Below are 25,726 nucleotides of genomic sequence, written 5' to 3' on the forward strand. Positions count from 1 at the left end.
TTGAAAACTATTTTTTCAATATTTTTGGTTGTCTGTTTTCTGATTTTAACAGGTTGTCAGTCACAACAAGCAGAAACAATGGTTCTCTTAGATGAAAAAATTTCAGAAGTTAAAATTTCAAAATCAAAAGGTTTTGGTGGGATGAATGAAGATTTCATTCTGTCATTCAAAGATAAGAAATCCATTGATATTTTTAAGAAGGCGATTACGACTGCTGTTAAACAACCAGGTAAGGTTGATATAACTGAACCTAATTACGATGTTATGGTGGAATACAAATCAGACGAAGAAGGACTACCTACACATGGAATTCATTTATGGTTAGGGAAGGAAAATGAAAAGAGTACGTTTATGTATATAACTAATGACACTGTTTATCTTACTTCTTCACAAATGACGAAGGAGTTAAGGAAGTTGATACTTTCGGAGGAATAAATGTAACACCTTTACAAAATTCCTATTGTTGGTAAGATTCAAGTAGGCGTTTTGTAATTAATTTTATAATGAAGAAACGTGTTAAAAATAAAAAACATACAAGGTGCTTATAAATTGGACTAGCGGGTTGTTTTGCTGCAGCCAGATTGTCAGCACAGTACCATGTGTCACAACTATCAAAGGAGGAAAAGATAGTATGAGAATCGTTGTTACGAGTATATTTGTACAAGATCAAGAAAAGGCACTGGAGTTTTATTCAGAAAAACTAGGGTTTGTAAAAAAGGAGGATGTTCCTGCCGGAGAATTTAGGTGGATAACGCTTGTTTCTCCAGATGATCAAGACGGTACCGAGCTTTTACTCGAACCGAATGTCCATCCTGCTGCGAAGGAATATCAAAAGAAGATATTCGCCGAGGGCATCCCAGCAACAATGTTTGGTGTTGCAGATATTCGCAAAGAATACGAACGATTAATGGAAAAAGGCGTGACGTTTACTATGGAACCGACAAAGATGGGCGAAGTCACAATAGCTGTCTTCGACGATACATGCGGCAATCTTATTCAGATTGTGCAGAAGTAACGTAGTTCTTAATGAATATACTAATAAACAAAATCTTCCGAGACGGAAGATTTTGTTTATTTTAAATGGGGATATCCTTGCTGGCGCAGGGCCTCATATACTAATATAGCAGCTGTATTCGAAAGGTTCAGTGAACGAACATGATCACTCATTGGTATTCTTAAAAAGTGATCTTCATTTTTTTCTAGTAAGTCTTTTGGTAAACCTGTTGTTTCTTTTCCAAACATAAAATAATGTTCCTTTGATACATCACTGAAATCAAAGGCTGAATGTGTTTTTTCACCAAACGTCTCAATATAGTAAAACTCGCCTTGATTTTTTGAGAAAAAGTCATCCAATGATTCATAATACGTTATGTTTACAAGCTGCCAGAAATCTAAACCTGCTTGTTTGATCATTTTTTCATCTGTTGAAAAGCCAAGAGGTCGGATTAAGTGTAAGGCTGTATCCGTTGCGGCACAAGTAAGTGCAATATTTGCAGTATTAGCCGGAATTTCTGGTTGATATAGTACGACATGTATTGCCAAGAATGGTCACCTCTATCTTTATTTTACCCTCCAAATTATAGCATACAGGTTGTACAGATTTGTACTTAAACGGAACAGGATAGGTAAGGGGAATAGTATAAAATTAACTGCTGATTAGAAGTTCTCATGAAAAAAGAACTTTTTTTGTTTGTTGGAGAATGTAGCGAACAAGGTGAGAAGTTGTACGGCTTGTTGTTTATTTTTAGCTTATTGTTGGAATAATGAGTACAACTAGTAGAAATAAGGAGTGTTTAGTATGAGTAAGAAATGTTATGGTTGTGACTCAACAAACATCTATATCGAAGAAGAAGTATTTGAAGAGGATTATATTATCCAACTTTATATTTGCGATACTTGTGAAGTAAGCAGTACCAGATTGGAATATTATGTGGATTAAAAACAAATAGGCAGGTGCCTGTCCCTCAATTGCTTAACGTTGTAAAACGATAAGGAGGGACAGGCACCTGTGTATTATTTAGAAGTGAATATAAACCTTTCTTTTAATGGCGTGCCTTCACTTCCTTTTTGAGTCCAAACAATTTCTACTTCTAATTCAGACGCTTCTTCAGCTAAAAGAAAACTGTGAAATTGATAGGGGATCTTCTCATTCAATTGTTTTGCTAAAGACACGGATTGTTCAAAGTGGTTTTTATTACAATCAGTTTGATCAGGGCAGCCAAATAGTGAATATTTTGTTTTAGAATTCGGCTGCTTTCTAAACAGATGGATTTCTGCAGATAATACGTCTTCACCAAGGTTATCAACCTTTAAAGAATACCTATGGAAGTTTCCTTCCTTTGATTTTACTAGTCCTGTACCACCTAGTTTAGCTTTGTCTAATTTAACTGACCATTGTTTTGATGTTTGTTCGACCGGTAATTTATCAAACGTTAAAGCCTCTGTCTCTAGAGTTGTTGAGGAGATAAATAAAAGAGATAGCAGACATATTGCAAATATTTTTTTCATTGTTACGGTTACCCCCTAATTTTATTTTCTTATATTTTTCTCAAATTAAAATAAAGTATGCGGTGTAGAGAACTTATTGAGCTAAATTAGCTAATAGATTATCAAGAAAAACCTAAACACTCTAACATAAAAAAACAGCGAGAAACGAATGCTTCCCGCTGTTTTGTACGTTATTTAGCTGATTTTATCTTTAATCGCTTTGGAAATTTCATTGATTGATTTTCGCTAACGAATGTTGAGCCTAACAGCAATGCACCACCAAGTATTTGAACAACTGTCATTTGTTCTTGCAAGATCACAGCAGAAATCACTAATGATGTGATAGGGTCTGTTTTTGCAACAGTGAATTGACGCTCTTTTGTGTATTCAGTATGAGGTAAATCGTTTGTAATTGTTTTAATATTGCAATATACTGAAAATTAGGTATATTTTTACATTTGATTCGAGTGAATGCTCGCTCAATCTATACTTTTAGGGGGAAAAATAGATGAAAGCCATTGTTTTGCGAGAATTAGGCGGACCTACTCAATTAAGATATGAAGATGTAGAAGTTCCGACTCCAAAAGCAAATGAAGTTTTAGTAAAACTTAAATATGCAGCGTTAAATCGAAGAGACCTATGGATTACTTATGGACAGTATCCAGGGATGGAGCTGCCATCTATTTTAGGGGCAGATGGAGCAGGTGAGGTCGTTGCTGTTGGAGAGCAAGTTTCTGACATTAAAGTAGGAAGTGCTGTTGTTATTAACCCCGCTTTGAATTGGGGAGAAAGTCGAGCTTTCCATGGACCGGATCACCGTATATTAGGAATGCCATCCGATGGTACATATGCCGAATATGTAGTTGTTCCAGCAGAGAATGTTTTTACAAAACCAACATATCTTTCTTGGGAAGAGGCGGCTGCCTTACCATTAGCCGGTGTAACAGCTTTTCGTTCCCTTATGTACAGAGGCAACCTTAAAAAGGGAGAAAATGTTCTTATTCCTGGGATTGGAAGCGGTGTGGCTCTGCTTGCCCTACAAATTGCTGTAGCACATGGGGCAAATGTATTTGTTACATCTAGCAGCGATGAGAAACTTGAAAGAGCAAAGCAGCTTGGGGCAAAAGGCGGGGTAAATTATCGCTCGGAAAACTGGATGAAAGAAATGAAAAAACTAATGGATGGTGTGGATCTCATCATCGATAGCGTTGGTGGAGAAAACTTCAATCATTTGATTAATTTAGCTAAACCAGGTGGACGTATCGTTAATTTCGGTGCTACAAGCGGAACAGTTAAAGAACTGCTTCTTCCAAGAATATTTTTTAAACACTTGGATATAAAAGGGTCTACAATGGGAAGCCCAGAAGACTTTAAAGAGATGCTCCAATTTTTTGAAGAGCATAAAATTTCTCCATATGTTGATAAAAGTTATCCTCTTAAAGAAGCAATAGAAGCGTTAATTTATATGGAGAATGCGACTAACTTTGGGAAAATTACCTTAAAGATTGAATAATAAAGTTTAGAAATGGTTTTATTTGAAACTACTCTTTTAGATTAAACAGGGGTTGCTGCGGCAATCCTTTTTTTACTGATTTAATCAATCAATTATTTCTGTTTGAATCTACCCAGGCGACCATTCATATTCTTCTGCTATATCAATAAAGCCGATGGAACAGGTAGTGGCTAATAGAGTTCTACTTAACCTACATCTACAACATGGAAAAGAAGGAAAGACTTTGTTTATCAAGAGACTTGATATAAAATTTCTAGTAGAAAGCTAATAAATGATGTGATACATAATGGAGGGAATACAATTGCCACACTTAGTGATTCGAGGAGTATCGATTGAAGAGATGAAAAGAATCAGCAAGCCATTAGTAGGGGAGCTTGCAGAAATTTGTGAGTGCGGGACAGATAACTTTACGTTCGAAGTGCCTCATTCCACGTTTGTATTTGACGGGGAAGAAATTCCGGCTTTCCCGCTTATTGAAGTAAAATGGTTTGAACGCGGGCAAGAAACTCGCGATCGCTTCGCCCAATCTGTTACTAAATATATCATGTCAACAGGTGTTGATGAGGTAGAGGTCGTGTTTATTCCTTTCTCTGAGCCTGCTTATTATATTAATGGTGAAAGAGTCGGAGATTAAAGGAAAACATAGGGCTAGTGTGCCTGTCCCCCGTTTGTTTAACAATTGGGGGACAGGCACATTAAACTTATTTTTTAAAAATATAGAAAATGATTCTTTCAAAAACATCCAATTGATCTGTAATAATGAAAGCAGGGAGAAGCATCATCGTAAGAAATAAAACAAGATTAGAAACAACTCCTATTTTAAAGAAACTATTTAACACCTTCATAATTATCCCTTCTTAGTTTTAGTGATGCTATATACTATTCTGGTATATTGAAAAAGATTGGACAATCTGTTAATAAAATAATAATGACAAGGAAACAATTCTATTATTTCTGTACTTCCACGGAACTTCCTGATAGTTAGAGAGAATAGTAAGGACAGCTTTACTAGAGGATAGTAATAGTGTAAAATTTATGTATGATAGTATTGCAATTATGGTGATGATTCACCGAATTTACTTGCAAGAAGGAGAAAAGAAGTTATTTTGGATCATTGACTGAAAAAAATATTATTTTTAGTCTACTTTGTTACGATTGTGGAGTCCTGCTACTCAACTATATTTGTTGAGCCTAAGTCACCTCCACGTCAGCAATCTCAAAATGTACAAGTTACTATTCATCCGTTTTTATCTACAGCTCATGTGCGGTAGCAAGGATTAATTAAGAAAGCCTCCGAATTAGGAGGCTTTTATTTTTTTGCTTTGTTAATTTTTAATGATGTAATTTAGGAAACATCCATTCTTAGAAAAGAAATTAAACAGTGTTTTGAAGAAAGAGAAAAAAGATTTTTACTCTATTTGCTTTGATAAACATACCAAGCATTTCATTGACAAGGAAAGGGATCTTGAATTGAGAAAAAACGTTTTCTTTCAATAGAGTGATCCAGGAAGAAGTCGAGGCTATTTTTGAGATTGAACGTTGAAGAAGAAAATCAAATAGCATAGCTTGCAAAAAAGAAAGCAAACTAAAATAGTGGATGCCCATAACAAAAAAATAATACTCTGACCTCTTTGTGTAGTGTATTTATAATGGTTGGTATCTAAGGGCAATAACCAAATCAAACTACAAGGATGGTGAAAACATGTCTAGAAATAAGCAAATGAAAAATAATACGGTTTCATCTAAAAAAGATGAGGGAATTCCGAATGATGGACTTTCAAAATTAGCATTAAAAGCCCAAAAGAATAAGGACCTTCTAACTGCCCTTCAAAATTTAACTTGATGTTTTTGAGGGATTCTAAAATTAATCATTATTAAGACAGTCTTTTTGTTTTAGGCTAAACAAATGCAATGAACGGGTGTAAGAGTTAAACAGGGATTGCTGCGGCAATCCTTTTTTATGATGGTGCTTTAACATTATAGTTTGCTTTGCACTCCTATTTTAAACGAGAGTGAAACCACCGATAGTTAATTGGATTTTTCGTTTAAGATTTTAGAGTTGGGGCAAACTAAAAAAGATTGCCAAAGGGGGTTACCAAATGAAGGATGAAAAAAATAAAATAAAGTATGACGCTAATGGAAATGTTTTATCACCGGCGTCAAATTCGAAAGAAAGACCAGCATCTCTGGACTCTAAACGAGGAATCTTGGATGAAAAGAACCCGGATGATTTTGAATGAAAAATACTTTAATATATTGTCCAGCAGCTGTGCTTTCTTTTTAATAAATCGTATCCAATATATTTATCCGCTGAAAGGTCATGCTTAGGCTTTAAAGTGGTTGAAGAGGCTGTCCATAGAAAATGATATAAGATGTTTTTTAGGGCAACCTCTTTCTTTATATTAATACCTAATCATTCACCTAGCTTTTATTCCGAAAAAGTTTTTGAATTAAGAAATTTCCTCACACAGCTTTAAACATAAATTTAACAAACAAAACCTCCAAATTAGTATGTACTCATCTTATAAAATTATGTTGTCAGGGTATGGCCACTCTTATTGAGCTGAACGAGTGCATTTCTCCCATTTTCATGTGCCATAAATGATTCCACATTAGTCTTCCCTTAATTTTTAAAAATTTGTTGATATAATTTGGTAATGCAGTTCAAGTATAAGACGACATCAATAGGTTAAGGTAATAGTATCTACAACTCATTAAACAGCAGTCCAGGAAAGCCTCAAATTTTTGATGTATGAAGGAGTTCTTTCTTTTTACGTATTGCAATGTTCGAGTGATTTTGGCTCTTTGTAAATTGGCTAACATGAATCCTAAACAGCATTATCAATATTAGGTACTAGGTGTGTATAGAATCATAATTCCTTTTATTACCATAAAATCCCTACAACTGTAATATAATAGTAACTATTTTCATCTCTAAATAAATGTGATACATTATTATATGTAATTAGTATGAAAAGGCAGTTTTTAAGGCTTTGTGGATGATATTTCCACTTTTACCAGATTACAGATAGTTTGTGTCTGTAATATAATAGTAGATATTTTAATCTATAAATAAATGTGATACACTATAATATAAATAAATATGATACACTTAAAATAATTTTGATACAGAAAAGGTGTGTGACTAGGTTGCGCCTTGTCTTGCTTTGACGCGCCTACATCCTTTCTGCAAATCTTAGGGTATAAGGATGGTAAACATGAGTAATAGAGAAAATAAAACAGATGTTATCTTAATTGGTGCCGGAATTATGAGTGCGACTTTAGGAACACTTTTAAAAGAATTAGTACCAGATTGGAAAATTAAAGTGTTTGAGAAGCTCGACAAAGCAGGAGAGGAAAGCTCTAACGAATGGAATAATGCGGGAACAGGGCATGCAGCACTGTGTGAGCTTAACTATACTCCTCAAAAATCGGACGGCTCTATAGATATTACTAAAGCTATCAACGTCAATGAACAGTTCCAAGTTTCAAGACAGTTTTGGGCTCATCTTGTAAATAACGATTTAATCCGTAACCCACAGGACTTTATCATGCCATTGCCTCACATGAGTTTAGTAGAAGGGGAAAAAAATGTAACGTTCTTGAAAAAGCGTTTTGAAGCGCTTTCAAATAATCCTTTATTCCAAGGCATGGAATTTTCTGATGATCCAAAAAAACTGAAAGAATGGATTCCAGTTATTATGGATGGCCGTACATCAAAGGAACCGATTGCAGCAACAAAGATCGACTCTGGAACGGATGTTAACTTTGGTGCTCTAACGCGCATGTTAATTGATCACTTAAAGAGACAAAACGTTGAAGTTAACTACAACCATCAAGTTAATGATCTTAAACGTACTAGCGACGGTTCATGGGAATTGAAAGTGCGTAATGCTAACGGTCAAGTTGAACGCCATACGGCAAAATTCGTCTTCATCGGCGGCGGCGGCGGAAGCTTACCTTTACTTCAAAAAACAGGTATTCCTGAAAGTAAACATGTTGGCGGATTCCCAGTAAGCGGATTATTCTTAGTATGTAATAACCCGAAAGTTGTCGAGCAGCATCATGCAAAAGTATACGGAAAAGCTAAAGTTGGTGCTCCTCCGATGTCTGTTCCGCATTTGGATACACGATATATCGATAACAAAAAATCATTGCTATTTGGACCGTTTGCCGGCTTCTCACCAAAGTTCTTAAAAACTGGTTCCAATATGGATTTATTAGGTTCTGTAAAACCGAATAATGTCTTGACTATGTTATCAGCAGGTGCGAAAAACATGGCGTTGACAAAATACCTAATCCAGCAAGTTATGCTATCGAAAGAACAACGTATTGAAGAATTCCGCGAGTTTGTTCCAAACGCTAAAAGCGAAGATTGGGATATCGTAGTAGCAGGTCAACGTGTACAAGTTATTAAAGATACTCCTGCAGGTAAAGGTACGCTTCAATTTGGTACGGAAGTTATTACTGGAGCTAACGGTACGGTTGCTGCATTACTAGGGGCTTCTCCAGGTGCATCCACTGCCGTTCACGTTATGCTTGATGTAATTAAAAAGTGCTTCCCGCAGCATATGAAAGAGTGGGAACCAAAACTTAAAGAAATGATTCCTTCTTATGGTAAGAAGCTAGCGGAAAACCCAGATCTTTTCCGAGAACTTCATAATTCAACATCTGAGGCGCTTGGTCTAAATGGAAAAGCATTACAAAAAGCGGGACAAAGCGTATCATAAGCAGTTGCGAATTTTTTGAAGCTGCAGCTCAAAATGTAACGATTTAAAGATATAGAATAGGTATTCTGCTATTCCGTTAAAAAAGGACTTCTCACTTTTGTGGGAAGTCCTTTTTCGATTTTGAGGGTGGAAGTATTTAAATCAACCTTTCGTATGGTTAGCAGGAGTACTTAACCAATACGAGGGTGATTCACATTTTCTTTTTTAGAGAATTTTTACATTAAGTTTCCTGGCTCTGTTAATGAACCAAAAAAGGTTTTATAAAGATAGACCGCCAGCTGTACTTTTAGGTAATCCTCGTAATGGCTAAAGTCCATATCTAGAATATCCTCAATCTTTTTTATACGGTGATAAAGCGTATTTGTATGGATATGAAGTTCCTTAGCGGTAGAAGTCATGGAACGGTTATTTTGTATATATGTGAAAAGTGTATGCAGAAGTTCGTCCTTTTTCTCCTGATTTGTCCATAATCGGGAAAACGTCTCACGCAGAAATGAATGGATTTCTTCAGGGGAATGGTTTAAAAAAAGGATGCTAATTCCAATATCTCTGTAATGAAGAACGCCTTTTTTCTTTTGGTTTTTCAAGTGAAGAAGGGCTTTTTCTGCTTTTACATGATTTTCTTCGGCTTGTCCAGGATAGTAATGTCCTGTGCTAATTCCTGCTCGAGCTACTACTGTAAACCGTTCGTTCCACCATTTTATGCTGTTTTCGATTATTTTTGTAATGTATGCTTCGCTGACAGTATCTCGGGCAGAAGAAAAAAAGGTAATTTTATTATTGTAACTAAAAAGTAGGCTGTTTTCTAAAGTTATTTTCTCTTTCAAATGTGTTAGAAGAAGCAGTGCATCGTTTTCAAGAGAGCGCAGATCGACGTTTCCATCTAATTCAATTAAAGCTGTTTGAAGAAAATAATGATTATCAATTCCTAATTCCTTTGCAGCAATCTCAGCCTGCTGAGGATTTTTTACTTTTAGAAACTGTTGATATGTCTCATAGGTTTTCTTATACATGATTTCAGTCTGTGATCTAAGTTTCATTATTTCAAGAGAAAGAATAGGTGCTCCTTGTTCGATGATAAGTTTATCGAGTTGTGATAGAGGGGCGCTTCCTTCTACAATCAGGCAACCTAAGAAAACGGAGCCTGATCTAATCGGATAAATATAGCAATCAATATGAATGGTGTCACAAATTGATACATAAGCTGGCTCAATTTTATTAGTAAAGAAAAAGAAAATATCATCTATCCTTTCAGTGAAATGTTTAATGGGTTGCGGAACGTAATTTCCTTCAAGATAATCCGCATAGATAAAATTCCTTTCCATCAGTTTATTCATTTCTATGATAATAGCTTTTAATCCTTTGTTCTGAACTGATAACTTGGTGAGGTGATTGTGAATTTCTGTTCGCTTTTCTAACAGCGCGTTGGTTTCTTTGAGTCTTTGTGATAAATGGGTGACTTCATCTAGGCTTTTCTGCACTTCTGTGTGAAGTTGAGCATTATGAAGTGCAATAGCTGCTTGAGAAGCGAAGCTTTGTAAGAGAAGGAGATCTGTTTCGCTGAGACCATCTTCTATATCAAAGCAATGAAATGTCATAACGCCAATCCGTTTTGTTCCAAATGAAACGGGGACGGCTAAGATAGACTTAATAGTTTGGCTATTAGGGTGTGCCTTATTAAGGATATTAAGATTTTCTTTGCTTAAATCGCTCATGCTATTATAAATCTTTTCACTTGTAGTAATTAGCCTTACACAGCCGTCCTTAAAAACTTTCCCTGTAATAGACTCACCTATATTTATTTTAAGGAAGCTGATGTTCTCATTAAAGCCAACATATGTCTTTATGATCAGTTTATTCGAATGCTCATCATACATTTGGATATAGCCTGCCTCTGCTGTTTCGACTATCTTTAATGCAAAATGCATGATTTTTTTTAGTACTTCATCCAATTCGAGAGTTGAGTTCATTGCCTGGAAGCTTTCCATTAAATTCGTTACGTGATACTGTGCCTTTTGATTTTCTATACTTAATTGTTGAAGAAGCGCTTCTTTTCTTTCCATATTCTTAGCCTCCATTGTTGGTATGAACAATTGGTATGCATTATCATTGTTTGATTCCACATTGACCGATATGTATGAAATTATATAATATTTAGTAAATAACCAAAAGTGACAAAAATCACTTTTTTGAAAGCGTTTTCTATTAGAGAGGAAGGTATAGTGGAAAAAACTAAAAGGAATTAGAAAGTAAAATTGAAGTTCTCGTTAATACTAGATGAGGCACCGCTGCTTGGTTAAAAGGGCGAAACTAGAGAAAACAGTTGCGTACAGCGCTGATTTTGAAGCATTGCCAATTCGGGATAAAAAAGACTGTTCTCTCGGCTTCACTGCTTGGAGCGGCATATTCAGTAAAGGAAAGCAGCACTTTGCGTTACACGCATTGGTGAAAAGACTATAGGAATTAACTAATATTAACATATTGTAAGGGGAAATTAGGCTGTTTGATTTTAGTTAAGATTACATAGTTAACTTTAGGGGGAGGACGTTAATGTGCAAAACAACCAAATTAATAATAAAAAGAGGCATGTGATTCTGGCGCTGCTATTTTTAGGATGGTGCTTGTCTTATCTTGATAGGATGGCAATGAATGTTGGGATTGTGGAAATTGCAAAAGATTTTAATCTTAGCCCTTCTGTTATGGGGGTTGTGCTGAGTAGTTTTTTTGCTGGCTACGCTTTAATGCAATTGCCTGGCGGCTGGCTTGCTGATAAATTCGGATCCAGAAAAGTAATTACGGTTGCTATTGTGTTTTGGTCAATATTTACTATTTTGACAGGAATGGCTTGGTCTCTTATGTCTATGATTATGATTCGGTTTATGTTTGGTCTCGGAGAAGGAGCGTATCCTGCAGCCAGCTCCAAAGCAATAGCTGATGTTTTTCCGAAAGCAGAGCGAACTAGTGCCCAGACAATCATGATGTCTTCCAATTCACTTGGTGGAGTGATTGCTCCTTTAATTGCTACGCCGTTACTTGTGTGGATTGGTTGGCATAACCTCTTTATCACCATAGGTATATTAGGTGTTTTTGTTGCAACTTTACTTTGGTATTATTTAAGCCCGAAAAATATGCAGGTCGAAACAGTTGAGGAGGAAACGGTTCAAAAAGTTTCTTTTAAAGATGTTTTAAAAATCAGGACAAGCTGGCAGTTGGCCATTATGTGGTTTGGAGTAAGTACGGTCGTATGGGGACTTATTTCATGGATGCCTCCTTATCTTGTAAATGTGAGAGGTCTTGATTTGATGTCTATGGGGATGCTGACGTCAATTCCTGCACTTGCTGGGGCTGTCGGTGTTATTATTGGCGGACAACTTATTAAGTCTTTATTAAGCGGCAAAGAAAAATATCTTGCAATTGTAAGCTTTATCATCATGATTGCATCTCTTTATTTGTTATTCAACGCACCGTCTGTTTCACTAGTTATCACGTATCAAGCTATATGTATGTTTTTTCATGGCCCAATTGTGGCTATCATATTTAGCCTTCCGCATAAAATGTTCTCAAAGAACGTGATTGGGTCTACATTTGGGATGATTAATCTTGGCGGGATGATTGGGGCATTCCTTGCACCAATGGTTATGGGCTATTTAATTGAAGTTTTTAATGGATTATATGTATCCGCATTCATGTATATCATTGCCTGTGCTGTTTTAGGTATCTTTGCGGCAGCGGGGCTTATCACGAAAAAGAATCTTTCAAGCGAAGCTCATGAGGGGAGTCGCGACGAAACAGTTATATAATTAAGTAAAGTCACGTTTGTTCAGAGGCTGGGTGCCTGTCCGTTTTGATAAAAAGTCTAAAAACTCATAATGTACCTAGTAAATCGAATTGATTATGAAGTTCCTGACTACAATCTAATTTTAGTATAGTAAGTGAACCAACTTCATTTAATCTTCCGCAAACAGGCGCGCTTCTTAAGTAAGAAGGCGCCTTCTTTTTATAAGAATAAAGCTAATGGGTTTACGGAAAAAGGGGATTTTCACTTCAGTATAGTTGAAGATTTATTTTTTGAGATTATCCCGAAATTAATCTGCAAATTATAAATAAAACACATTGAACAGTTAGAGGGGATTATTAAATGTTATTAGATGAACTAATGAAAAAGTTAGATGAAAAAAAGGATTGTATCATTGAGATTCGCCGTTATCTACACGAACATCCTGAACTTTCTTTCCAAGAAGAAGAGACGGCTAAATATATCAGCGATTTTTATACGGAAGTGCCAGTGGATTCCGTTGAAACAAACTTCGGTGGTGAGCGCGGTGTCGTTATAACCATTAATGGTTCGAAGCCTGGAAAAACAATTGCTATTCGTGCCGATTTCGATGCCTTGCCAATTAAGGAAGAAACGGGGCTGCCTTTTGCATCAAAAAACGAAGGGGTTATGCATGCTTGCGGTCATGATGGTCATACAGCATACATGTTGGTATTAGCTGAGACATTAGCTGAGTTTAAAGATCAATTAAAAGGTACGATTCGAGTTATTCATCAACCAGCAGAAGAAGCTCCTCCAGGCGGCGCGATTGGTATGATTAAAGCGGGTGTCCTTGATGGTGTAGATACAATCATTGGAATTCATGTAATGAGCAACATGAAAACAGGTCATATTTATTACAGAAGCGGGAACACACAAACAGGAAGATCCTATTTTAAATTAGTGGTTCAAGGTAGAGGGGGACATGGATCATCACCTCATCTAGCCAATGATGCTATTGTTGCAGCAAGCTCATTCGTCATGAATGTACAAACAATAGTCAGCCGTCGAATCAATCCATTTGAAACAGCTTCTGTTACCATTGGTAATTTTGATGGAAAAGGTACATTTAATGTAATCAAAGATTCCGTTACCATTGAAGGGGATGTTCGAACAATGTCTCCCGAAACTCGAGAAATCGTAGAAAATGGGGTGCGTGTGTTCGCGGAAGGATTAGAAACATCATATGGAGTAAAATCTATTCTTGAATATAACAATGATTATCCTGTTCTATATAATGATCCTGACGTAACGGAACATGTACGTCAAGCTTTAGAACAAGCATCCATTCCAGAAGTAGAAGCTGTTTTGGAGACACTGCCACAGCCGCCTTCAGAAGATTTTGCTTACTATCTTGAAAAAATACCAGGATGTTTCTTCTATGTCGGTGCTTGCCCTGAGTCAGGTGAGGCTTATCCGCATCATCATCCTAAATTCGATATCAATGAAAAAAGCCTTATCATTAGTGCTAAAGCTATGGCTGCTGTTGTAGCTTCTTACTGTGATGGGAGCGAAACGTAAGAGGATTTTATCTAAATATTGAATAAGCCTTTGAATTACGCTGCAGTTTGTTGAAGTGATATAATTAAATAAAGTTAAACGTTAATACCGAAATATAATGAAATAAAGAATAAGGACAAGGGGGATTGAAAATGGATGTAAGATACCCAATTGGACAACTACAAGTTCCTGAAAAAGTAACATTAGAAAATATGCAAGAATGGCTAAAGGAAATTGAAACTTACACGATTCGATTAAGAGAAACTGTGGACTCATTAAGTAATGAGGAATTAAACAGAACTTATCGTGAAGGTAGCTGGACAGTTCGTCAACTTGTTCATCACATTGCAGATTCTCAGTTGAACATGTATCAACGTTTGAAGCTGGCTTTAACAGATGAGAATCCAACAGTACCAGCTTTTGATGAAGAAAAGTGGGCTATTCAACCGGATACAAAGCTTCCTGTAGAAAGTTCTATTAAAATGTTAGAAGGTATAAATGAGCGCATCGTATTTTTAGGACATAGTTTAACTGAAGAGCAATTAAATCGAGCTTTTATTCACCAGGTAAACGGTATAATAACAGTTGCAGCAAAAGTTGCAAAATTAGCTTGGCACGAAGAGCATCATTTAGCCCATATAAAAATCGCATTATCAAAATAATACAATATGTATAAAAGTGGCTTATCGAACCTCGATAAGCCATTTTTCAAATTAAAATAAGGAATAATCACAGAAGTTGTATTCAAAGGGCGCATTTCAATGTCTGTTTTCATTTAAGGACCAGCATTGTAAAGCATAATTTTATTTATGTACCATATTTGATAGGTTAAAGAAAAGAAAAGGGGAATGACAATGAGGATTTTTGATGCACATTTTCATATTGTTGATTTTGATTTTCCGATTATCGAAAACCAAGGATATTTGCCGCCTAGTTATGTTGTAGAAGATTATCAAAATGAAACGGCTGATTTGAATGTATTAGGTGGAGCGATTGTATCTGGGTCATTTCAAGGATTTGACCAAGAATATTTATTAAGGGCACTTAAACAAATGGGTTTAACATTTTGTGGCGTAACGCAATTACCTTTTACGACGACGGACGAAGAGATTATAAATTTAAATGAAAATGGGATAAAAGCATTACGTTTTAATATAAAACGAGGCGGTTCAGAGGATTTATCGAAGCTCGACTACTTTGCTAGGAGAGTTTATGATTTAGTAGGATGGCATAGTGAACTTTATATTGATGCGAAAGAATTACCCGAAATTGCATCTACTATTGAAAAATTACCTGCCATATCAATTGACCATTTAGGATTATCTGAAGAAGGATTAACACATTTATTAAAGCTGGTGGATAAAGGCATTCGAGTTAAAGCCACTGGTTTTGGTCGTGTAGAATTGAATATCGAGAATGCCTTAAAATCAATTTATGATATTAACCCAGACGCTCTTATGTTCGGAACAGATTTGCCATCTACAAGGGCGAAAAGACCTTTTGCGTATGCAGACATTGAATTGATTCAGCGTCTATTTGATGAAAAAGCTACTGATAAAATTTTATACATGAATGCATTAAAATGGTATTGTAAGTAATTCGGTTTCCATTAGATTTAGAATGAAATTTGCAAATTTTGTGAGTGAATTATATATTTTTAAAAAATAAAAGGGGATTTCTATGCAGAAGAAAATCATATTAACTGGGTATGGCACCGTTGCGAAAGAGCTAATCAAACTAATTATTCAAAATGGAGCTTTAATGAAAGAAAAGTACGGCTTTGACTTACTTGTAACCGGAATCGTTGGCAGTAAAGGAATGATTTATGAGGAAAAAGGAATCAAGCTTGAGACCTTACCGGATTTTGGAACGGGTTCGGAAGCACTTTCGAGATATTCGGAATATTTCAAGCTCCCTTTTACCGAACCAATTTTTCAAGGAGATGTCCTGATCGAGTGTTCTCCGACAAATATAGAAACAGGAGAACCAGCACTTGGCTATATTCAGCAATCTATCTTGAATGGGATGGATATTGTTTCTGTTTCAAAAGGAGCACTTGTAAAGTCATTTAATGAAATTAAAACACAAGCAGCCAAGTATGGCAGCCGATTAAAATACAGCGGCGCAACCGCGGCAGCCTTACCAACGCTTGATATCGGAGAATATAGTTTAGCAGGATGCACAATTACTCGTATTGAAGGCATTTTAAATGGAACCTCCAATTTCATTTTAGCAAGCATGAGCGAGAACAATTTATCTTTTGAAGAAGCGCTAAAAATTGCAAAGGAAAAAGGAATTGCGGAAGCAAACCCTGCTTTAGATGTGCAAGGATTTGATACAGCTTGCAAAATTCTTCTCCTCGCTAATGGATTTTTCGGAAGCAGTTTATTAATGGAAGATGTAAAAATTAAAGGCATTGAACAAGTTACTAAGGAAGACATTCAGGAAGCTAAACAAAATGGCTGTACGCTTAAGCTTCTAGCTAGTGCTTACAAAGAAGCTGGGAATGTAATCGTAGAAGTAAAACCATGTCAGCTCGAAAGTGAGCATCCTTTAGCTCGTGTCAATGGAACAAATAAAGGTGTTGTTTTTGAAACAATTGAAATGGGGGCCGTTTGTGCAACTGGAGGAGCATCTCACCCAAGAGGAGCAGCAGCGGCAGCATTAAAGGATGTCATTAATCTATATAGAGAAACGAATTAGACCTGTTCCGATTTCGATAGTATTTTGGAGCAAGTAAGCTAGGAGTGGTCTGTTCGAAAAGCTTATTCTTTCTAAATAATTGAATAAAAAGGAAGTGGCTTTATTATGTCGAATTAAGGGTGATGCAGAAGATTCTGCAAAACATCATTGTTTGTGGAGGAAATAGCTTTGGATACTATTACACACACACTTTTTGGACTTTCATTATATGGTTCAATTCAGAAAGATAAGGTGGATAGAAGAACAAAAATGGCTTATTTGTTCACTTCTGTTGGAGCGAGTCAAATTCCTGATAGCGATGTGATTTCTCAACTATGGGATACAGAAGGGCTTTATCAAATGTGGCATCGCGGCATTACCCATTCTGTTTTTCTTACACCGATATGGGCTTTATTATTCTATGTCCTATGTATGTTTTTCTTTAAAGTGAAGGATAAACGGTTATTTTTTCTAGGATGGCTTGCGGTAGTTATTCATAATACCAGTGATTTGTTTAATGCTTGGGGGACAGGTTATCTTGAACCATTTTCTCAAACAAGAATTACATTTGGAACCATCCCGATTATTGATTTTGTTTTCTGGGTTATCATTGGCAGTGCTTATTTTTTATCAAAGAAGACGACGATTCTGAAGAAACCCTATTATTTTCGCGCAGCGTGGTTCTTAATAGTTCTTCATGTTAGCCTGCAAAGTGTACAAGGGTATTATTACTATCAAAAGTACAATCAAGATTATGAGCAAATTGCTTTATCAGCTGGTTTTATTCCTACTACCTTTCAGGTTATTACTAAACAAGAAGGAATCGTGACCATCTTTCAAGATGGAATCTTCCAACGTAAAGAAATCCAATATGTACTGGAATCTAAAGAGAATGCAGACCTGGATTATTTATTCTCAAAAAGCCCAAAGGCCAAGACTCTCTACCAATGGTCACCATTTGTAGTCATCATTGATGATGATAAACAACTCGGAATTTATGATCCGAGATTCTATCGAAACGGCCAATCCTTCCTCTATGAATACATTACATATTAACGTTTTCATCATTTGTACAAGATACTCATTACTTTAACAAGTTTGTGAACCGTAAAATTAACAAATGCTTGGGTTGACGCTTGGAGCTGCTATATAGTAGTTTTTTTGCTTATTAAACAAAAGGGGCAGAATAGCCGAAGAACTACCTGAAACATATGGTATTTGCAGTATTTGTTTTTTGTTGAAATGATAACAAATAGCGTATAGAGAAGAATATGGATACATAATAAAACCATATTCTTCAAGGTTACCTGTAGCTTATAAGGGCATTCTATTGTTAGTGAAACTTTCAACATATTTAGAAAGGAGAGAGGTGAATGGAGTCAATCTGGCTAGAGTATGCGTGGACATTGTTAATTCTAATTGGATTAGAAGGATTGTTATCGGCTGACAATGCCCTTGTACTAGCGGTTATAGCCAAGCATTTACCTGAAAGTCAGAAAAAAAAGGCTATAAATTACGGAATCATTATGGCCTTCGTTTTCCGATTTGCTGCACTTTTTGCCATTTCTTTTATTGCAAACGTCTGGCAGGTTCAGGCAATAGGAGCAGCTTATCTTCTTTACTTAGGTTTAAAGCATATCATTCAGGCTCGGTTCGGGAAAGAAAATGAGAATATTCATAAGGATGATGAAAAGGAAACCGCTGGGAAAGGTTTTTGGCCCACAGTAGGGAAGATTGCTGTAGCTGACCTCGCTTTTGCGATTGATTCGATTCTAGCTGCGGTTGCTCTTGCCCTTGGTCTTCCCGATTCACCGGTTGAGGACTTCGGTGGTATGGATGGAGGACAATTTATTGTTGTTGTTCTTGGAGGGCTTGCCGGTCTTATCCTGATTAAGTATGCAGCGACTTGGTTTGTGCAACTTCTTGATAAACGTCCAGCGTTGGAAACAACAGCATATGCGATTGTTGCTTGGGTCGGTGTCAAACTTGCTGTCATTACTCTTGCTCACGAGGATATCGGTATCTTAGATCATGATTTCCCCCACAGTACCGCTTGGAATCTGATCTTCTATGGAGTATTAGTTGGGATTGCTCTAATCGGTTGGTTTGCACCGGGCAATAAGTCGGTAAATTCTAAAAGGTGACAAAGAATTCATACGTATAAGCCTATATGAGGTTTCCGTTAAACAATGGAAATTTTCTCGCTGCTTTGCGGAAAGTAGATTTTTGTGACTTATAGGTGGTTATCAGGTGCGTTGATTTAAGCAGGATGAACGCACTTTTTCATGGAACGTCACAGTTCAATGAGAAAAGTATATATGTTTAGTTGCTTATAGGCTAATTAAAAAAGGTTGTCCTCGGGACAACCTTTTTTAATTGATGCCTAATCATTCACCCAGCTCTAAACATAAGTTTAACAAATAAAAATCTCCAATTTAGTATGTAATATCTATTTGGGAGTGGTTTTAAATAGTTAAATAATATCCTGTTAGGTGTTGTGACTCTAAGTTACGGGCTTTTGCGGTTATTTGGATTTTCCTTTCCTCATTGCTTTGTCAAGTAATGCAGCGTTTTCTAAACCATTGTCACTAAATGCGTTATCGCTGTTTAAGTTATTATCGATTGATCCTTCATCCATACTATCATTCAATTGGCCTTGAGATTTCGTTGTTTTATTGTCATTGTTAACTTCCGGCATAACAATTCCTCCTTTTAAATATCACGAGATCGAAAGTTCATTCCGAACATTTCTTCTATGCGTCTTTGGATATTTTTACTTTATCCATTTTGCTCTCTAAAAATGTATATAAAAACTGAATGTTTAACAGGCTATGATAGAGACATTAATTTATAGGGATTTTTGTCGAGGGAGGGCCCATTTTTAGTCAATAATTAGGATTGTAATTACAGTCTTTTCGAATTTTTATTTAATAACTGTTCTTTTAAGAATTTTATTGGGGTGAGATATTCATGCGTGATAACCATAGAGATTATATAACCGTTGAGGATGAGAAAGGTAACCGTAAAGATTATGCGCTTGAGGCATTATTTGATATGAAGGAAGAATCTTATGCTCTCCTAAAGGGAGAAGAAGAGACGATTGTCATGAAAGTCGAGGGAGAAGAGGGGAACCAATACTTATTAGGTATATCGGATCCTTTAGAGAGTGAAGCGATTTTGGATGCATACCAGATTGCGGTCGAAAATGCACAAGATAGATAAAGGAAATTTAATTTAGGATACTTGTAACAGGTATACCCATAATCGAAAAAATGAAAACGAGGATGATTATTTTATGAAAAGTCAGCGAATCCCGGAACATAAACTAAATGTTACAAACACGGTTGGTCAATCTCTTGAAAATATGGCCAACAATGCTTCATCTAATACAATTGATAAGGAAAAAACACAATCTACAACATCACAGGTTCATTCAAACGAAGTAAAGTAAATCTTTCAAATTAAGAAGCATCACCGCTAATAGTGATTATTTGCAGACAACACCTTCCGAACTTGCAACGGAAGGTGTTTAATGTTTATAGAACAAGACGTGAAAAATTAATTTTGTATCATCTTTACTTCCGAAAAATCTTAGTGATGTAAAGTTAAAATCTTAATTAAAAAAATAGAAATAGAGAGTAGGAGTTGTCTAGCTTTCCTATTTTCCTGTCTGAACAGTATAATCAGGAATAGGAGTTGAGGTATATGAATAAAAAAGACATTGCTAATATTCGAAAGCAATTTAAAGTAGATAACGAACATATTATGAATATTCGTGAAATCTTTAATGTGTATGTTAGGAAAGAATCAGGTGAGATTTATCATCATGTTAGTCAACCATTTCAAATGTTAGAACAGGAAGCACAAGAATTATTTTTGGCCAACTTCAAAAAGGTTTTAACGGGTCAGCTTGATGCCAAACTGTTTGAGTTGAAATTTCAACGAGATGTGGAAGGCAGCACACAAATGATTCTCTTCGAAGGATTACAGGCAGACACAACAGAAGATTGGACAGACAACATGCTGCAAATTGTCGGGAAAATGTTTGCTCATGCTGCTTATGAATTTGATACGGTCGTGACGTTTATTCGAGGGGAATATCGAAAGCCGACTCGGAAACGGGATTTGGAATCTGGAGAAGGCGGGGATGATGCAGTCTATTCCAACGAGTTTATCCTTTGCAGTCTCAATAAAACCGATCAGCCGAAAAAAACCTTGGTGTTTGATTATATAGAGAGAGAATTCAAATCGAATACTTTATTTGATCCAATTGTTAATTTAGAATCTCCATTATCAGGCTTTCTGTTTCCTACTTTTAATGACAATGCTGCGGATGTAAATCATATTCTATATTGTGCAGGGAAAGTGAATGAACCAGATGAACGATTTATTGCAGAGGTTCTCAATTGTGAAGACATTATTACTGCCGCTGAAGATAAGGACGGCTTTGAACAAATCTTAAAAAATGTGATCGGAGACGAAGTGGATTCTAGAGTCATTTCCAGTGTCTATGAGGAAATCGATAAGGTGGTACAGGAGAATAAAGAAAATGAAGAAAGTGAACCTCCTACATTGGATTATCGGGACATTGAGCGTATTTTAGAGGTGAGCGGGGTCGAAAATGTGGACACCGCAAAAGTGGAGCACGCCTTCAAAGCTGTAGTCGATGACGAAAAACATGAATTCAAGGCAAGCAGTTTACTTCCTAAAATGATTAAAATCAATACGAAGGTGGCAGATGTATCCGTAAGTCCGAAAGACCTAAAAAATATAAAATATATTATGTATCAAGGAAAACGGTGCCTATTGGTGGAAATCGATGAAGATGTGATTGTGGAAGGATTTCGACTGGAATCGGAGACGCTCTAATCGACTTTCACGGACAAGTTCCTTAATCCATTACAGGATATAGTAATGAATGTTAGTTGGTTCTCTACAAATGGTAGGGACCAACTTTTTGTTTTAAGGTTCAGCGATTCCATTAAACGTTTCCTTCGTTGCATGACATCAGCCTCTTTGGTACACTATGCAGAAGTGCTTTTTACACTGTTTAACACAAATTATATAGTAAAGTTCTTGTAAGCAGTAAGGTGCTCTCAGATGAAAGCTGAAAATAGGGAGCAGGGAAACTTTGAAAACATATCACACAGTGCACTAATAACTTAACAGTTTGATATGGTTTCTCATACAGCAGGCGTTGTGTGGGGAAAATAAGGAGGAAGCAATGAATAATTATAAAATGACCATTCAATATGATGGCGGGCGCTATAAGGGATGGCAACGTCTTGGTAATAGTGACAATACCATTCAAGGAAAAATAGAAAATGTGTTAACCGAACTAGTAGGGGAAAATGTTGAAATCATTGGGTGCAGCAGAACCGATGCCGGTGTACATGCCCTTGCTCAAATAGCCAATTTTAAGACGGATAAAAATTTGACTGAATCGGAAGTCATGAATTATTTAAATAGATATTTACCGCAAGATATCAGCGTTGTGGAGGTTACGCTTGTTCCTGAACGTTTTCATGCGCGTTATAATGCTAAAGATAAAACATATTTGTATAAGATTTGGAATGAACACTACACCCATCCTTTCATGCGAAAGTACAGTATGCATGTGGAGCAGGAGCTGGATATCGCAAGAATGAGAAGAGCTTGTCAATATTTTATAGGCAAACATGACTTTACTGCTTTTTCAAATGCAAAGTCTAAGAAAAAATCGATGGTGCGTGAAATATATTCTATTAATATAGAAGAAACTGATGGCTTCATCCAAATTAGAGTGCGGGGAGATGGATTTCTTTATAATATGGTTAGAAAGATTGTCGGAACGTTAATAGAAGTTGGCTTAGGTGAAATAGATGCCGAAAACATCCCAAGCATTTTAGATTCAAAAGAAAGAATCCAAACAGGTCGTATGGCAGATGCAGCTGGGTTGTACTTGGAAAAGATTGATTTTTAGACTAAATACGATGCACCGTCTATGCCATCTGTGAATGGATTGATGTTCTGACCACTCGTATGTATAACGCAGATAAAAAGCATTATTGAATTATAATAGCTGGAATAAATAGTGCAGCTTAAACTCCCTCAGATAGATACATATTACTCGTGAATGTTCGCTAGCGGCGCAGAATAGTGAAATGAAAACCAAAGAATACTTTTCAGCATGGGGAATATATACAAAATAGGACTCTGAGTACTCACTTTCTGGTGAAGGGAGAAATTTCATGAGTAAGTCATTGAATGACAATCTGTATGAAATAAGAAATCATTTAGTAAAAGAAATTACTTCATTATTTGCACGAACAACGACACATAGCACAAATAAAAGAGATAAAATTACTTTTAGATGCGAGGCACTGAACGTAAGGTTATAAATCAATAAAAGAAAGCCCCTTTGCTATCGGTTTGATAGTAAAGGGGCTTTCAAAAAGTATGCATATCACATTATTCATTAATTGCGGATTAGATAATCGAAAGCACCTAAGGCCGCAGTTGCACCTGATCCCATAGAAATAATAATTTGTTTATATGCGCTATCTGTACAGTCACCTGCAGCAAATACGCCAGGGATGTTTGTTGCACCGTGTTTATCGACTACAATCTCACCCATGCGGGTACGTTCAATCGTTTCACCTAACCAGTCGGTATTAGGTACAAGGCCAATCTGAATGAATACACCTTGTAATTCAATGTGATGAACTTCTTCAGTCTCGCGGTCCATGTAAGAAATACCGTTAACTTTGTCAGTGCCGGTAATTTCTTTTGTTAGAGCATTTTTTAGGACAGTTACATTAGGCAGACTATAAAGACGTTCTTGGAGTACAACATCAGCTTTTAGTTCTGAATTATACTCAAGAACTGTTACATGTTTCACAATACCTGCCAAGTCAATTGCCGCTTCAATACCCGAATTACCGCCGCCAATTACAGCTACATGTTTTCCAGCAAATAATGGACCATCACAGTGAGGGCAGTATGCTACACCTTTGTTCTTGAATTCCGCTTCACCTGGTACACCAACATTACGCCAGCGAGCACCTGTTGAAAGGATAACGGCTTTACTCTTTAGAACAGCACCGTTTTCAAGCTCAAGTTCAATGAAGTCTTTCTTTTCTAAACGCTTGGCACGTTGTAAATTCATGACATCAATGTCGTACTCTTTCACATGTTCTTCAAGACTTGCTGCGAGCTTAGGACCTTCTGTATACTTCGTACTAATAAAGTTTTCAATGCCCATAGTGTCCATAATCTGACCGCCAAAGCGTTCAGCAACAATACCTGTACGAATGCCTTTACGTGCTGCATAGACAGCTGCACTTGCACCAGCTGGTCCGCCTCCGACAACAAGCACATCGAATGGATCCTTATCAGCAAACTCTGATGCGTCCGGAGTACTTCCCATTTTGGCAAGGATTTCTTCAAGCGTCATACGACCGCTACCGAATGATTCTCCGTTTAGGAACACCGTTGGTACGGCCATGATGTTTTTGCTTTCTACTTCTTCTTTAAACGCTGCACCATCAATCATGGTATGCGTAATGCCAGGGTTAAGAATACTCATCAAGTTCAATGCTTGTACAACATCAGGACAGTTGTGACAACTCAAGCTAATGTAAGATTCAAAGTGATATTCACCTTTAATGCTTTTAACTTGATCAATGACTTTCTGATCAACCTTTGGAGCTCTTCCGCTTACCTGTAACAGAGCCAATACTAATGAAGTAAATTCATGTCCAAGAGGAATACCAGCAAAAGTTACCCCAGTGTCTTCACCAATACGATTTACACTAAAGCTCGGTGTTCTTTGTAATGGTGTTTTTTCTACTTTAATATTGGATGACATAGTGGCTAATTCGTCTACTAAAGCCAACATGTCTCGAGATACGTCATCAGATTCTGCGCTAACTTTGAGCAGCACATCACCCTCCATCAGTTGAAGATATTGGGCTAACTGTGCTTTTATATCTGCATCTAGTAACATTTAGTCATACTCCTTAAATCTTTCCTACAAGATCAAGGCTTGGTTTAAGTGTTGCAGAACCTTCTTTCCATTTTGCTGGACAAACTTCACCTGGATTGTTGCGAACATATTGTGCTGCTTTAATTTTGTTAACAAGAGTGCTTGCATCACGGCCGATACCGTCAGCATTGACTTCAACTGCTTGTACAATACCATCTGGATCGATGATGAAAGTACCGCGATCAGCAAGACCTTCTTCTTCGTTCAGTACATCGAAGTTACGAGAGATTTTTTGTGAAGGGTCACCAATCATAATGTATTCAATTTTGCCGATAGCTTCTGAGTGATCGTGCCATGCTTTATGGGTAAAATGAGTATCTGTTGAAACAGAATACACTTCAACTCCAAGTTCTTTTAGAGTAGCATATTCGTTTTGAAGGTCCTCAAGTTCAGTAGGGCATACGAATGTAAAGTCTGCTGGGTAAAAGCAAACTACGCTCCATTTTCCTTTTAGGTTTTCTTCAGTAACTTGGATAAACTCACCGTTATGATAAGCTGATGCTGTGAATGGTTTTACTTCTTTTCCAATTAGAGACATAATTTAATTTCCTCCTAGAGTGTTTTTTAGAATTGATAGATAGCAAGGTTAGAACATATAGTTAAAACTTTAAACAATTAATAATAATTATCATTTCCTTTTTATTATCATTAGTTAACTATAATAATTCTAATTCAAAACTTATTATTATATAAATCTTAGTGTTTTGTCAAGAATAATACTTAACTTTATCATGATTTATTTTAATAGCTATTGCTAATCAATGTGGATCGTTGTTGTAGCTATGTAGTGTTCGGTACCTTAAAAAGGGATATAAATAGATTTGGATAGTGAAATTTAAATTTTCAATTACTATCAATATTTCTCAATTAATTGACATTTAGGATAGATGCAATGTCTTTGAAAATAAAATTGACGGAATAACGAAAAAATATTGTTTTCGATTCAAATAGACGGTGAATCCATATGATTACAT

General features: G+C 36.4%; 27 protein-coding genes and 1 pseudogene. 20 read left to right on the forward strand and 8 right to left on the reverse strand.

Annotation, left to right across the window (positions count from 1 at the left end; all coding sequences use genetic code 11):
• Together D1953_RS15150 and D1953_RS15155 are read left to right on the forward strand one after the other, a co-directional pair.
• A complete protein-coding gene (locus D1953_RS15150; RefSeq protein WP_119118021.1) occupies positions 1-435 on the forward strand; it encodes a YhfM domain-containing protein in 435 nt (144 codons plus the stop codon).
• Between the two features lie 196 nt (positions 436-631).
• Positions 632-1,015 (forward strand): VOC family protein, encoded by a 384-nt coding sequence (locus tag D1953_RS15155; protein ID WP_119118022.1) that lies wholly within the window; start codon positions 632-634, stop codon positions 1,013-1,015.
• A 56-nt stretch (positions 1,016-1,071) separates the two neighbouring features.
• Here D1953_RS15155 and trmL read toward each other — a convergent pair whose 3' ends face one another.
• Positions 1,072-1,542 carry a tRNA (uridine(34)/cytosine(34)/5-carboxymethylaminomethyluridine(34)-2'-O)-methyltransferase TrmL gene (gene trmL / locus D1953_RS15160; protein WP_119118023.1) on the reverse strand — a complete coding sequence of 157 codons (471 nt, stop codon included), beginning with the start codon at positions 1,540-1,542 and terminating at the stop codon, positions 1,072-1,074.
• Between the two features lie 256 nt (positions 1,543-1,798).
• Between trmL and D1953_RS21345 the strand changes: the two genes are divergently transcribed.
• Positions 1,799-1,939, forward strand: coding sequence for a hypothetical protein (locus D1953_RS21345; protein WP_182480627.1), 141 nt, complete (start codon positions 1,799-1,801; stop codon positions 1,937-1,939).
• A gap of 74 nt (positions 1,940-2,013) precedes the next feature.
• Here the strand turns inward: D1953_RS21345 and D1953_RS15165 are convergent, their stop codons facing one another.
• Positions 2,014-2,508 (reverse strand): hypothetical protein, encoded by a 495-nt coding sequence (locus D1953_RS15165; protein WP_119118024.1) that lies wholly within the window; start codon positions 2,506-2,508, stop codon positions 2,014-2,016.
• Positions 2,509-2,678: 170 nt separating this feature from the next.
• A pseudogene (locus D1953_RS22090) lies at positions 2,679-2,819 on the reverse strand (DMT family transporter); the annotation flags it as partial.
• Between the two features lie 176 nt (positions 2,820-2,995).
• Here D1953_RS22090 and D1953_RS15175 point away from each other — a divergent pair.
• Entirely contained in the window at positions 2,996-4,000 is a 1,005-nt protein-coding gene (locus D1953_RS15175; RefSeq protein WP_119118026.1) for a quinone oxidoreductase family protein, read from the forward strand.
• Between the two features lie 301 nt (positions 4,001-4,301).
• The gene (locus D1953_RS15180) at positions 4,302-4,634 is read left to right on the forward strand and encodes a DUF1904 family protein (protein WP_119118027.1); all 333 of its coding nucleotides are present in this window, start codon (positions 4,302-4,304) and stop codon (positions 4,632-4,634) included.
• Between the two features lie 67 nt (positions 4,635-4,701).
• Here D1953_RS15180 and D1953_RS21350 read toward each other — a convergent pair whose 3' ends face one another.
• Positions 4,702-4,845 carry a hypothetical protein gene (locus D1953_RS21350; RefSeq protein ID WP_182480628.1) on the reverse strand — a complete coding sequence of 48 codons (144 nt, stop codon included), beginning with the start codon at positions 4,843-4,845 and terminating at the stop codon, positions 4,702-4,704.
• A gap of 857 nt (positions 4,846-5,702) precedes the next feature.
• Here D1953_RS21350 and D1953_RS21355 point away from each other — a divergent pair.
• The 3 genes from D1953_RS21355 to D1953_RS15185 all read left to right on the forward strand — a co-directional run bounded on the left by D1953_RS21355 (position 5,703) and on the right by D1953_RS15185 (position 8,730).
• Positions 5,703-5,843, forward strand: a complete 141-nt coding sequence (locus D1953_RS21355) for a hypothetical protein (protein ID WP_182480629.1) — start codon at positions 5,703-5,705, stop codon at positions 5,841-5,843.
• 256 nt (positions 5,844-6,099) lie between these two features.
• Entirely contained in the window at positions 6,100-6,240 is a 141-nt protein-coding gene (locus D1953_RS21360) for a hypothetical protein (protein WP_182480630.1), read from the forward strand.
• Positions 6,241-7,218: 978 nt separating this feature from the next.
• A complete protein-coding gene (locus D1953_RS15185) occupies positions 7,219-8,730 on the forward strand; it encodes a malate:quinone oxidoreductase (RefSeq protein WP_119118028.1) in 1,512 nt (503 codons plus the stop codon).
• Positions 8,731-8,945: 215 nt separating this feature from the next.
• Here D1953_RS15185 and D1953_RS15190 read toward each other — a convergent pair whose 3' ends face one another.
• Positions 8,946-10,793: a helix-turn-helix domain-containing protein gene (locus D1953_RS15190; protein WP_119118029.1), complete on the reverse strand. Its 1,848-nt coding sequence runs from the start codon at positions 10,791-10,793 to the stop codon at positions 8,946-8,948.
• Between the two features lie 229 nt (positions 10,794-11,022).
• On the opposite strand from D1953_RS15190, the gene D1953_RS21030 reads away from it, so the two are divergent.
• The 8 genes from D1953_RS21030 (at position 11,023) to D1953_RS15225 (ending at position 18,870) form a co-directional block, all read left to right on the forward strand.
• Positions 11,023-11,190 (forward strand): amidohydrolase, encoded by a 168-nt coding sequence (locus D1953_RS21030; RefSeq protein ID WP_142920456.1) that lies wholly within the window; start codon positions 11,023-11,025, stop codon positions 11,188-11,190.
• Positions 11,191-11,282: 92 nt separating this feature from the next.
• Positions 11,283-12,530, forward strand: a complete 1,248-nt coding sequence (locus D1953_RS15195; RefSeq protein WP_119118030.1) for an MFS transporter — start codon at positions 11,283-11,285, stop codon at positions 12,528-12,530.
• A 338-nt stretch (positions 12,531-12,868) separates the two neighbouring features.
• The gene (locus D1953_RS15200) at positions 12,869-14,065 is read left to right on the forward strand and encodes a M20 family metallopeptidase (protein ID WP_119118031.1); all 1,197 of its coding nucleotides are present in this window, start codon (positions 12,869-12,871) and stop codon (positions 14,063-14,065) included.
• A 131-nt stretch (positions 14,066-14,196) separates the two neighbouring features.
• Positions 14,197-14,706 carry a YfiT family bacillithiol transferase gene (locus D1953_RS15205; RefSeq protein ID WP_119118032.1) on the forward strand — a complete coding sequence of 170 codons (510 nt, stop codon included), beginning with the start codon at positions 14,197-14,199 and terminating at the stop codon, positions 14,704-14,706.
• Between the two features lie 192 nt (positions 14,707-14,898).
• Positions 14,899-15,642, forward strand: a complete 744-nt coding sequence (locus D1953_RS15210) for an amidohydrolase family protein (RefSeq protein WP_119118033.1) — start codon at positions 14,899-14,901, stop codon at positions 15,640-15,642.
• Between the two features lie 82 nt (positions 15,643-15,724).
• Positions 15,725-16,747, forward strand: coding sequence for a homoserine dehydrogenase (locus D1953_RS15215; protein WP_119118034.1), 1,023 nt, complete (start codon positions 15,725-15,727; stop codon positions 16,745-16,747).
• 168 nt (positions 16,748-16,915) lie between these two features.
• On the forward strand, positions 16,916-17,782 hold the full coding sequence (locus D1953_RS15220) for a metal-dependent hydrolase (RefSeq protein ID WP_119118035.1): 867 nt from the start codon (positions 16,916-16,918) through the stop codon (positions 17,780-17,782).
• Positions 17,783-18,099: 317 nt separating this feature from the next.
• Positions 18,100-18,870 carry a TerC family protein gene (locus D1953_RS15225; protein ID WP_119118036.1) on the forward strand — a complete coding sequence of 257 codons (771 nt, stop codon included), beginning with the start codon at positions 18,100-18,102 and terminating at the stop codon, positions 18,868-18,870.
• 380 nt (positions 18,871-19,250) lie between these two features.
• Here D1953_RS15225 and D1953_RS21365 read toward each other — a convergent pair whose 3' ends face one another.
• The gene (locus D1953_RS21365) at positions 19,251-19,424 is read right to left on the reverse strand and encodes a hypothetical protein (protein WP_182480631.1); all 174 of its coding nucleotides are present in this window, start codon (positions 19,422-19,424) and stop codon (positions 19,251-19,253) included.
• 272 nt (positions 19,425-19,696) lie between these two features.
• Between D1953_RS21365 and D1953_RS15230 the strand changes: the two genes are divergently transcribed.
• The 4 genes from D1953_RS15230 (at position 19,697) to truA (ending at position 22,688) form a co-directional block, all read left to right on the forward strand.
• Positions 19,697-19,948 carry a DUF1292 domain-containing protein gene (locus tag D1953_RS15230; RefSeq protein ID WP_119118037.1) on the forward strand — a complete coding sequence of 84 codons (252 nt, stop codon included), beginning with the start codon at positions 19,697-19,699 and terminating at the stop codon, positions 19,946-19,948.
• Positions 19,949-20,021: 73 nt separating this feature from the next.
• On the forward strand, positions 20,022-20,177 hold the full coding sequence (locus tag D1953_RS21370; RefSeq protein WP_182480632.1) for a hypothetical protein: 156 nt from the start codon (positions 20,022-20,024) through the stop codon (positions 20,175-20,177).
• A 254-nt stretch (positions 20,178-20,431) separates the two neighbouring features.
• Positions 20,432-21,595: a DUF4317 domain-containing protein gene (locus tag D1953_RS15235; protein WP_119118038.1), complete on the forward strand. Its 1,164-nt coding sequence runs from the start codon at positions 20,432-20,434 to the stop codon at positions 21,593-21,595.
• Between the two features lie 355 nt (positions 21,596-21,950).
• On the forward strand, positions 21,951-22,688 hold the full coding sequence (gene truA / locus D1953_RS15240; protein ID WP_119118039.1) for a tRNA pseudouridine(38-40) synthase TruA: 738 nt from the start codon (positions 21,951-21,953) through the stop codon (positions 22,686-22,688).
• Between the two features lie 495 nt (positions 22,689-23,183).
• Here truA and ahpF read toward each other — a convergent pair whose 3' ends face one another.
• Together ahpF and ahpC are read right to left on the reverse strand one after the other, a co-directional pair.
• Positions 23,184-24,713 carry an alkyl hydroperoxide reductase subunit F gene (gene ahpF, locus D1953_RS15250; protein WP_119118040.1) on the reverse strand — a complete coding sequence of 510 codons (1,530 nt, stop codon included), beginning with the start codon at positions 24,711-24,713 and terminating at the stop codon, positions 23,184-23,186.
• A gap of 13 nt (positions 24,714-24,726) precedes the next feature.
• A complete protein-coding gene (gene ahpC, locus D1953_RS15255; RefSeq protein WP_119118041.1) occupies positions 24,727-25,290 on the reverse strand; it encodes an alkyl hydroperoxide reductase subunit C in 564 nt (187 codons plus the stop codon).
• Between the last annotated feature and the right edge of the window lie 436 nt (positions 25,291-25,726).

The organism is Peribacillus asahii, assembly GCF_003570725.1.
GTDB classification, from domain to species: Bacteria; Bacillota; Bacilli; order Bacillales; family DSM-1321; genus Peribacillus; species Peribacillus asahii.

Excerpts from the sequence above, each read along its gene's own strand:
- D1953_RS15190 (WP_119118029.1), bottom strand. The coding sequence starts at position 10,793 with ATGGAAAGAAAAGAAGCGCTTCTTCAACAATTAAGTATAGAAAATCAA.
- D1953_RS15205 (WP_119118032.1), top strand. The coding sequence starts at position 14,197 with ATGGATGTAAGATACCCAATTGGACAACTACAAGTTCCTGAAAAAGTA.
- D1953_RS21350 (WP_182480628.1), bottom strand. The coding sequence starts at position 4,845 with ATGAAGGTGTTAAATAGTTTCTTTAAAATAGGAGTTGTTTCTAATCTT.
- D1953_RS21355 (WP_182480629.1), top strand. The coding sequence starts at position 5,703 with ATGTCTAGAAATAAGCAAATGAAAAATAATACGGTTTCATCTAAAAAA.
- D1953_RS21370 (WP_182480632.1), top strand. The coding sequence starts at position 20,022 with ATGAAAAGTCAGCGAATCCCGGAACATAAACTAAATGTTACAAACACG.
- D1953_RS21365 (WP_182480631.1), bottom strand. The coding sequence starts at position 19,424 with ATGCCGGAAGTTAACAATGACAATAAAACAACGAAATCTCAAGGCCAA.
- D1953_RS15175 (WP_119118026.1), top strand. The coding sequence starts at position 2,996 with ATGAAAGCCATTGTTTTGCGAGAATTAGGCGGACCTACTCAATTAAGA.
- D1953_RS21345 (WP_182480627.1), top strand. The coding sequence starts at position 1,799 with ATGAGTAAGAAATGTTATGGTTGTGACTCAACAAACATCTATATCGAA.
- D1953_RS15200 (WP_119118031.1), top strand. The coding sequence starts at position 12,869 with ATGTTATTAGATGAACTAATGAAAAAGTTAGATGAAAAAAAGGATTGT.
- ahpC (WP_119118041.1), bottom strand. The coding sequence starts at position 25,290 with ATGTCTCTAATTGGAAAAGAAGTAAAACCATTCACAGCATCAGCTTAT.
- ahpF (WP_119118040.1), bottom strand. The coding sequence starts at position 24,713 with ATGTTACTAGATGCAGATATAAAAGCACAGTTAGCCCAATATCTTCAA.
- D1953_RS15210 (WP_119118033.1), top strand. The coding sequence starts at position 14,899 with ATGAGGATTTTTGATGCACATTTTCATATTGTTGATTTTGATTTTCCG.
- D1953_RS15185 (WP_119118028.1), top strand. The coding sequence starts at position 7,219 with ATGAGTAATAGAGAAAATAAAACAGATGTTATCTTAATTGGTGCCGGA.
- D1953_RS15225 (WP_119118036.1), top strand. The coding sequence starts at position 18,100 with ATGGAGTCAATCTGGCTAGAGTATGCGTGGACATTGTTAATTCTAATT.
- D1953_RS15165 (WP_119118024.1), bottom strand. The coding sequence starts at position 2,508 with ATGAAAAAAATATTTGCAATATGTCTGCTATCTCTTTTATTTATCTCC.
- truA (WP_119118039.1), top strand. The coding sequence starts at position 21,951 with ATGAATAATTATAAAATGACCATTCAATATGATGGCGGGCGCTATAAG.
- D1953_RS15215 (WP_119118034.1), top strand. The coding sequence starts at position 15,725 with ATGCAGAAGAAAATCATATTAACTGGGTATGGCACCGTTGCGAAAGAG.
- D1953_RS15155 (WP_119118022.1), top strand. The coding sequence starts at position 632 with ATGAGAATCGTTGTTACGAGTATATTTGTACAAGATCAAGAAAAGGCA.
- D1953_RS15235 (WP_119118038.1), top strand. The coding sequence starts at position 20,432 with ATGAATAAAAAAGACATTGCTAATATTCGAAAGCAATTTAAAGTAGAT.
- D1953_RS15230 (WP_119118037.1), top strand. The coding sequence starts at position 19,697 with ATGCGTGATAACCATAGAGATTATATAACCGTTGAGGATGAGAAAGGT.
- D1953_RS21360 (WP_182480630.1), top strand. The coding sequence starts at position 6,100 with ATGAAGGATGAAAAAAATAAAATAAAGTATGACGCTAATGGAAATGTT.